General features: G+C 50.3%; 6 protein-coding genes. 3 read left to right on the top strand and 3 right to left on the bottom strand.

From position 1 onward, the window contains the following. Positions 1-4 precede the first annotated feature (4 nt). From RUM_RS06495 to RUM_RS06505, 3 genes are read left to right on the top strand one after another with little or no spacing between them, the layout of a single operon-like run. Positions 5-1,177, top strand: coding sequence for a DUF5711 family protein (locus RUM_RS06495; protein ID WP_041326312.1), 1,173 nt, complete (start codon positions 5-7; stop codon positions 1,175-1,177). 33 nt (positions 1,178-1,210) lie between these two features. Next, positions 1,211-2,116 carry a CvpA family protein gene (locus RUM_RS06500; protein WP_015558368.1) on the top strand — a complete coding sequence of 302 codons (906 nt, stop codon included), beginning with the start codon at positions 1,211-1,213 and terminating at the stop codon, positions 2,114-2,116. A 46-nt stretch (positions 2,117-2,162) separates the two neighbouring features. Continuing rightward, positions 2,163-4,454, top strand: coding sequence for an ATP-dependent Clp protease ATP-binding subunit (locus tag RUM_RS06505; protein WP_015558369.1), 2,292 nt, complete (start codon positions 2,163-2,165; stop codon positions 4,452-4,454). A gap of 76 nt (positions 4,455-4,530) precedes the next feature. Here the strand turns inward: RUM_RS06505 and RUM_RS06510 are convergent, their stop codons facing one another. From RUM_RS06510 to RUM_RS06520, 3 genes are all read right to left on the bottom strand, one after another. Next, positions 4,531-5,967: a glycoside hydrolase family 26 protein gene (locus tag RUM_RS06510; RefSeq protein ID WP_015558370.1), complete on the bottom strand. Its 1,437-nt coding sequence runs from the start codon at positions 5,965-5,967 to the stop codon at positions 4,531-4,533. Between the two features lie 164 nt (positions 5,968-6,131). Further along, positions 6,132-6,482, bottom strand: coding sequence for a sigma-70 family RNA polymerase sigma factor (locus RUM_RS06515; RefSeq protein ID WP_015558371.1), 351 nt, complete (start codon positions 6,480-6,482; stop codon positions 6,132-6,134). Positions 6,483-6,489: 7 nt separating this feature from the next. Next, complete coding sequence (locus tag RUM_RS06520) at positions 6,490-8,196, bottom strand: recombinase family protein (protein WP_015558372.1); 1,707 nt, start codon at positions 8,194-8,196, stop codon at positions 6,490-6,492. Positions 8,197-8,304: the final 108 nt, after the last annotated feature.

Below are 8,304 nucleotides of genomic sequence, written 5' to 3' on the forward strand. Positions count from 1 at the left end.
TACTATGGCGACTGAATACAACACACAGGACATTGTAGTAGCAAGACGAAGGCGGAACCGACGGCGCAGGATGCAGAAGCTGTTTTTGTTTCTGATGCTCCTGCTGCTGGCGGGGATTATCTACGCCCGCCGGGATGTCTGGTATCCGAAGCTGGAGGGGATCGGTACCCGGTACCAGACCATCCGGCAAAATGACGGAACCCTGGCAGAGGGGAATTTTCCTCTGACGGTTTCCGGAGGCATCGACTATGAGACCGCAGATATGAATGGCAGCCTTGTGATTTTAAGCGATGCCAATTTCTATATCTATGGGCTGGACGGCAACCTGCGGGAAAGCAGGCAGCATGCCTATGCAAACGCCATGATGGAGGTTGCGGGGAAAAAAGCGCTGATCTACGAAAGCAGCGGCAACCAGTTCCGGGTGGAAAGCAAGAGCAAGACTCTGTACACCAAGGAACTGGACGAACAGATCGTCTTTGCCCGGCTCAGCTCCAACGGCAATGTGGCGGTGGTGACCACATCCCAGCTGTGCGCATGCACCATCCGGGTGTATGACGAAAACGGCCAGGAGATCTACAGCCGGGACTGTGTGGATCGGGTGTCGGATCTGGCATTCAATCCAAAGGGCAACGGCTGCTCCATTGTGCTGCTTACTGTACAGGACGGACAGATCCTCTCAACTGTTCGCTCCTTCCTGTTTGACAGTAAGGGGGAGCAGTGGACCTCCGAGCCGTTGAACACCTTCTGTATTTCCCTGTCCGTAACGGACAGCGGCGTATTTCTGATGGGGGATACCCGGTGTGCCTTTTATGACAACGCCGGACAACAGACCGGCATGTATGCCTACACCGGTACGCTGGTGGGGGGAAGCAGTGAAAACGGGAAGGCGGCATTGTTGTTTGAAAACGAAACGAAGCGGCGTTCCAGTCTGGTTTTGCTGGATTCTGTGGGGGCGGATCCCAGACAAATTGATTTTGACACAGTCGTAAAAAATGTGCATGTAATGGACGAAAATGCATACGTTCTGACCAAGGTGGGAATGGAAACATATTCATTCGACGGGACGCAGAAAAGCAGTGTAGAGGTTTCTGACAGCTATGACGATTTTCTGCAGATAGATAAATACCTGTTCTTGTTTGGATATGACAAGATTGATCGGATGGATTTTGCAAATTGATTTGAATTTGCCGCAAGGTAGGAGGACAACACGATGGGGAGCCAATTCTGGTGGTTTTATGACATATTGGCAGTGGCGTTGACGCTGTTTATTATTTATCTCAACGCCAAAAGAGGATTTAAGAAGAATTTTTTGATCATCATCGGCTACGTTTTGTCCGTTGTGGTGACATCCGTCACCAGTGCTATGCTGGCGGAGCCGGTGTATACCGGGCTGATCCGGGAAAGCAATCTGTATGCCTTTGACCAGGTGCTGTCGGATTATGACGGCACGGCGGTGATACAGAATGCTCTGGACAAACAGGAGTACGGTGCCAAGTTTGACGAGAAAAAGATCGACATTTATCTTTCGCCGGCAAAGGCGGATTTCGAGGATGAGTTGTACCGGTATGTGAACCAGACCTGTGACTATACCGTGACCACGCCTACGGAATTCCGGAATATTCTGCGGGGGGCGTTCATAGAATCTTTCGGCAGCCTGATGGCAAAGCAGATGCCTTTGTATGCACGGCTGTCTTTGGAGGATAAGCTGGCGGACAACGATACGCTGTATGTGGAAACCATGCAGCATATCTATGGGGAAACCGGCTCGATGCGGCAGATCACAGCCTATCTGGAGGACACCTATGTGAAGGATGACTGCATCCGGATCATCAATTCGTTCCTGTTTGTTGCGATCTTCTGCTGCCTGATGAGCCTGATCGCCGTATTGGCGAAAAAGCTGGAATCCAGGATCTATTTTAATATTTATCCTGTGGTGGATCATACAGCCGGTGGGCTGCTGGGCATTCTGGAGGCACTGATGCTGCTGTGCCTGCTGTGCATATTCCTGCGGCTGCTGTTTGTGACCGCTTCTGACACCATGCTGGTGCTGAACGAGGAAACGATCCTCAAAAGTCGGCTGTTTCGATATATCTATCAGTTGTCGGGCAAGCTGTAATTGACTGAGCAAAGGAAGGAGCATTCCGGAGGCGGAATGAAGAAATATGATGGTTTTATGTAGCAGATGCAAACGCCGTCCTGCAGTGGTTTTTATTCAGACCATGCACGGCAACGAAAAGAAAAGCGAAGGACTCTGTATGCTTTGCGCCAAGCAGATGAACATCCCTCAGGTCAAGGACTACATGGAGCAGATGGGCATTACGGACGAAGAGCTGGAGCAGATGTCCGACCAGATGATGGAGCTGATGGACGGAGACAACTTTGAGATGGGGGGCTCCGGCACTCTGCCGCCCTTTATTCAGAATCTGTTCAATGCGAATAATGCGCCGAAGCCGGAGGAAGGCAGGAACGGTAAGCAGGAGCATGCCCAGGAACCCTCTAAGGGCAAGAAAAAGAAGGAAAAGGGCAAGGAACTGAAGTTCCTGGACAATTACTGCACCAATCTGAGCCAGCGGGCAGAGGAAGGCAAGCTGGATAATATCGTGGGCAGAGAACGGGAAATTGCACGGGTGATCCAGATCCTGTCCCGGCGACAGAAAAACAATCCCTGCTTGATCGGTGAGCCGGGTGTGGGCAAGACCGCCATTGCGGAGGGCATCGCCCAGAAGATTGCTGCCGGAGAGGTGCCCTTCAATTTGCGTGGCAAGCGGGTCTATCTGATGGATCTGACCGCCCTGGTGGCTGGCACCCAGTTCCGGGGTCAGTTTGAAAGCCGGGTGAAGGGTCTCATCAGCGAGGTTAAGGAACAGGGGAATATCATCCTGTTTATCGATGAGGTACACAACTTGATTGGCACGGGTGATTCCGAAGGCTCTATGAATGCGGCGAATATTCTCAAGCCTGCCCTGTCCCGGGGAGAAATCCAGGTCATCGGTGCCACCACCTTCAGCGAATACCGGAAGTATATTGAAAAGGACAGCGCCCTGGAGCGCCGGTTCCAGCCGGTGACAGTGAACGTGCCTTCCATTGATGATACGGTTGCAGTGCTGATGGGCATCAAGAAGTATTACGAAGCATTCCACCGGGTGAAGATCAGCGAATATCTGGTGCGGATGTGTGCGGTGCTTTCCGACCGGTATATCAATGACCGGTTCCTGCCGGACAAGGCCATCGACCTGCTGGATGAAAGCTGTGCCTGTGCATCCATCCGGCATCCGGAGCTGGGTAAGCTGGACGAAACCGTCAAGAGCATTGCCGACAAGGAAGCAAAGGAAAAGGAGATCGAGGAGTCGGAAGCGCCGGATTATCAGGCTCTGGCGGAGGTAAAGGCGGATCTGATCCGTCTGCGGGAGCAGCGGGAAAAGCTGGAGAAGCAGACTGCCAATATCACAGTGACGGAGGAGGATCTCGCCCAGGTGGTGGAGGTCTGGACAGGCGTGCCTGCCAGCAAGATCACTCAGACGGAGTTTGCCAAGCTGGAGCATCTGGAGGAGAATCTGTCCAAGCGGGTCATCGGGCAGACCGAGGCGATCCGTGTGTTGAGCCGTGCCATCAAGCGTACCCGGGTGCAGCTTTCCAAGCGTCGCCGCCCTGCATCCTTTATCTTTGTGGGCCCTACCGGCGTGGGCAAAACAGAGCTGGTCAAGGTGCTGGCGGAGGAGATGTTCGACTCCACGGAAGCACTGATCCGGCTGGATATGACCGAATACATGGAGAAGCATGCGGTTGCGAAAATGATCGGTTCGCCCCCCGGCTATGTGGGATACGATGAGGCAGGCCAGCTGACCGAAAAGGTGCGCCGCCGCCCCTATTCTGTGGTGCTGTTTGATGAGATCGAAAAGGCGCATCCGGATATTATGAATCTGCTGTTGCAGATCCTGGATGAGGGACGGCTCAGCGATGCCCACGGACGATCCGTCAGCTTTGAAAATACCATCATTGTCATGACCTCCAATGCCGGCTCCACGGACAAGAGCACCGGCATGGGCTTTAACAAGACCGAGGGGGAGATCAGCCGGGAGAAGGCACTGAAGGCGCTGCGGGAGTTCCTGCGTCCGGAGTTTATCGGCAGAGTGGACGAGGTGGTCGTATTCCGCCCTCTGACGGTAACGGATTTTGCAGACATTGCGGGACTGATGATGTCGGAAATGGAACAGGCTCTGGCAGAAAAGGAAGTCAAGCTGGAGGTATCACGGGCTGCCCTGGAGGAGATCGCCAAGGATGCGTTTGGAAAATCCTACGGCGCCCGGGATCTGCGTCGGGTGATCCGCCAGAAGGTGGAGGATCCGGTGGCAGAGATCCTGCTGCGGCACAGCGGCTATGTGGCAAAAATTTCGGTGGATGTGCTGGACGGTGCCCTCCACGTCAGCGAGGTTGTAGAGGTCAAAACAGAATAATGCTGCACCGTACAAAGGTGCCTAAAAAACGGACAGTCGGGGATTCCCGGCTGTCCGTTTGTGTTGCCTGAAAGGATTATTTCTCCACCGGGGTGTAGCGAACCCGGAGCTTCGGCAGTCTTTCGATGGTGGTGTAGCTGTTGAACAGTCCATCTGCCAGGGTGAGATCATTTTCACCGCTTGCAGGAGGTGCAAACAGCCGCAGGGTCATATCACAGGGGCCTGTCAGAGGCTTCTTGAAGAACAGGGGCATCAGATCCACGAACCGGGTCTTGGGTGCCTTGTAGAACCACTTGCCCCCCAGCTCGATCATCAGATTGGTGTCATCCTCAAAGTACAGCTCACAGAAGTGAGGATTCCCCTCAAAATGCAGATCCATTGCCAGCCCCTCTGCATCCTCCGAGCCGCCCCAGCGCAGGGTAACCGGCAATTGCTGAGCATCCTGATTGGTCAGTCTGGGCAGGAACCAGTCCTCCTGGATCAGTTCCCGGAAGGTATCCATGACCGGCTGTTCGATGCCGACCTCCGGATTGTTGGGATCCTCGATCTCCAGACCCAGCCTGCCCCGATCCCGGAACTGGTAGAAGGTGAAGCCTGTGAACCAGGTTGCCTGATCCTTGACCAGCAGATCACAGAACTCCCGTACCATCTTTGCCTGGTCATAGGGGCCGGTTACATCCCCGTCCGCATTAAACTCGGACATGACCATGGGCTTTGCCACGCCGCCGTTGAGGAACCGGAACCGTTCAAAACTGCGCTTGGTCATCTCATAGGTCTCCGCCACAGTACCCCGGTTATGGCTGGAGCCGCCAGGCTCTGCCACGTCATAGGGCCAGCCCCAGTGCAGCGCCATGTATTTGTCCACGGACCAGATATCCGCTGCCGGAATGGTCTGGGCAAATTCCTGTTCCATTTCAATTTCCTGCTTGTCGGCATGCTCCACGCCGCCGATGCAAACGATTACGGATACGTTGGGGGCTTCCTCCTTGATGATCCGGGCAGCGCGCACAAAGAAATCCGCTACCTCCTGATAGGTGCAGCGCTTGTTGAAGGAAAACCAGTTACCGGTGGCTTCATGGTTGATCCGCAGCAGCATTCTGCCGAAGGGGCGCAGATCCTTGCCGATCTGTGCCAGCATTTCATCGGAAACATGCGGATCGATGGTGAGAGTCAGGGTCACATCCTGACCATGGGCACGGATCTCCCGCATGTAGCAGAAGGGTTCCCCCTCTGTGCTGCCGCCGATGCCGCCCTGATAGGTGAAATAGTCATCGTAGGGGTAATCCCAGGCAAAGCTTACGTCCGGGCTGGCGTGAACCACACTTGCCCGACCCGGCCAGCCTTTGTCCAGCGGGTAGTAGCAGTACATCAGACTGATGCTCCGCATGGGACGCCCCAGCTTGGCGAGGATATAGTCCTGGTTTACATATTCGCCCCGTTCGCTGCCGTCTCCCAGGTCAATGGCGCAGTTGGCTTTCCCCATATGAACTTTATAAAGATTTTTTAATTCCATTGCTTTTCTCCTTAAACGATTTGGTTTCCTTAGACTGCACCGCACAAAACCTGTGCAGTACTGCCTTTATTATAAGCGAAACGGGGAGGGCTGTCAACTATAAAACAGTATTTTTTCTGCTGAAAAGTACTCTGTTTTCAGGCAGCGCTGCACCTTAGCCCGGACTATGCCCCGGCATCATACATGGCTTTCAGCTTGCTGAGGGCACGCTTTTCAATCCGGGACACATAGGATCGGCTGATGCCAAGCCGATCCGCCACCTCTCGCTGGGTCTGGGGCATGTGGTTGTACAGTCCATAGCGCCGGGTGATAATATCCAGCTCTCTTGGCTCCAGGCACTTGTCCAGATACCGGTACAGCTGCTTGGAGCGGATGGTCAGATCCACCTGCTCGAACACATCGCTGCTGTCCGCCACAATGTCCATGAGAGTCAGGGTGTTCCCGTCCTTGTCCGTGTCGATGGGCTCGTCAATGTACACATCATTGGCTGTTTTCTTCTGCCCCCGGAAGTGCATGAGGATTTCATTTGTAACCCTCTCGCTGCGGCTCTAGAAGGGCGTCTTGTGAAATATCAGTTTTATCATCTTCATTTCCTAAGAAGTAAATGTGCACTTGTGATCCATCCCATACTATTTTTCTTACAAATGTTTTAATCGTAAAACGTTTTTGTTCTAATGGCATTGTTTCAAAGGAATCAGCAAAGGAACAAAGCATTTTTGCAAGTCCTTCAAATTCTAAATCAGATAGGGCATTGACCCTTTCCATACCTTCATACTCCTGAATCTGAGCCTCAATATCTATTTTTGCTTTGTCAAGTGTATTGATTTCTTCCAGAATGTATTTATGAGCTGCTGTGTCTTCTGCCTTTTCAAGCAGTGCAATCAAATTCTTTATTTTACACTCTGTGTATGATTTGTTTCTTTTCAGGGATAGTATTTTTTTCTGATGGGAAGTGTTCCTCATTTGTGCGTGTGCAGCTTCTTTTTTTAGAATACGCAGAAGTTCAGATTCATCCGAAGTGATTTTTTTGATTTCATTAGATATCGCCTGATCCAGTTCATTACCATTGATGCGTTTCATCGAACATTTTTGGCGTTTACTCTTTTCTTTTAGTTCGCATAGATAATCATAAATAAATTCTCCATCTTGATTGATTCGCTGTGATAATTTTGGTCTCATAAAACTGCCACAGTCTCCACAAAAAAGCAAACCGGATAAAAGGGCAACATTGCTTCTTGGTTTCCGATAGGATTTGGATTTGTTCTGTGCAAGCAGTTTCTGCGTTTGACACCAATCCTCTCCGCTGATGATTCCCTCATGTTTGCCTACGGCGATGATCCAATCTTTGATATCACGCACCTTATTTGAATGTCCGGTTTGCTGTTTGGTTTTATTGTAAGCAATTACTCCGTGATTACCATCAAAACAGTTTCTATCAGAAAAAACTTCCACCTCTTTCGTGTCAAAATAGTTCCATGCAGCTTCGTCCGCCTTGAGATAAATCGGGTTCATCAGAATCCCTTTAATGGCAAAACGAGAAAAGTATTTTCCGGTTTTGGTTATGTAGTTATTTTGAATCAGGTACGTTTCAGTTTTCGTAAGAGAATGAAATTCAAGAAATTTAGAGAATATGAGCTGAATGAGTTTTGCTTCATCCGGTATGATTTCCAGCTTTCTCGCTTTTCTTTTCCTGCCGTCCATTGTAATACTGCCAATGGTTTCAACACTTCTATATCCTGTCGGTGTATTCCCCCCCAGCCATCTTCCATCCTTGGCAAGTTCCAGCATATTATCACGAATACGTTCTGCAATGGTTTCACGTTCAAACTGTGCGAAAACAGAAGCAATATTCATCATTGTCCTGCCAATTGCTGATGTCGTATCAAATTTTTCAGTGATAGAAATAAAGGAAATATCTAATTGATTAAGTTCCTCTATCATGGAGGTGTAATCGCATATATTTCGACTGATACGATCCAATCTATAACAGACAATACATTTTATTTTTCTTTTGCGGCATAACTTCATCATTTCTTGAAACTGTGGTCGATTTGTATTGCCACCAGAAAAGCCTTCATCCTCAAAAATCAGAATGGCATCATCAGAAATATCTGAATATGCAGTACGAATGCCAGCTTTACATAATTCGATCTGATTTCCGATACTTTCACCTTTGCCTGTGAATTTTGATTTTCTCGAATAGATAGCAATCTTTCTTGTATCCTCCATATAAACTCCTTTGAATATGTTGATAGCGCTTTATCCTATAAAGAAATTCCCCCAAACTCATTATACCTCAAAATACTAAAAAAAGCAAAAATATTTTTAAATTTTTAC

Source organism: Ruminococcus champanellensis 18P13 = JCM 17042 (assembly GCF_000210095.1).
Taxonomy (GTDB): domain Bacteria; phylum Bacillota; class Clostridia; order Oscillospirales; family Ruminococcaceae; genus Ruminococcus_F; species Ruminococcus_F champanellensis.

Bases quoted from the DNA above. Each gene is read 5' to 3' on its own strand.
- RUM_RS06510 (WP_015558370.1), bottom strand. From the start codon at position 5,967: ATGGAATTAAAAAATCTTTATAAAGTTCATATGGGGAAAGCCAACTGC.
- RUM_RS06520 (WP_015558372.1), bottom strand. From the start codon at position 8,196: ATGGAGGATACAAGAAAGATTGCTATCTATTCGAGAAAATCAAAATTC.
- RUM_RS06495 (WP_041326312.1), top strand. From the start codon at position 5: ATGGCGACTGAATACAACACACAGGACATTGTAGTAGCAAGACGAAGG.
- RUM_RS06515 (WP_015558371.1), bottom strand. From the start codon at position 6,482: ATGCACTTCCGGGGGCAGAAGAAAACAGCCAATGATGTGTACATTGAC.
- RUM_RS06500 (WP_015558368.1), top strand. From the start codon at position 1,211: ATGGGGAGCCAATTCTGGTGGTTTTATGACATATTGGCAGTGGCGTTG.
- RUM_RS06505 (WP_015558369.1), top strand. From the start codon at position 2,163: ATGATGGTTTTATGTAGCAGATGCAAACGCCGTCCTGCAGTGGTTTTT.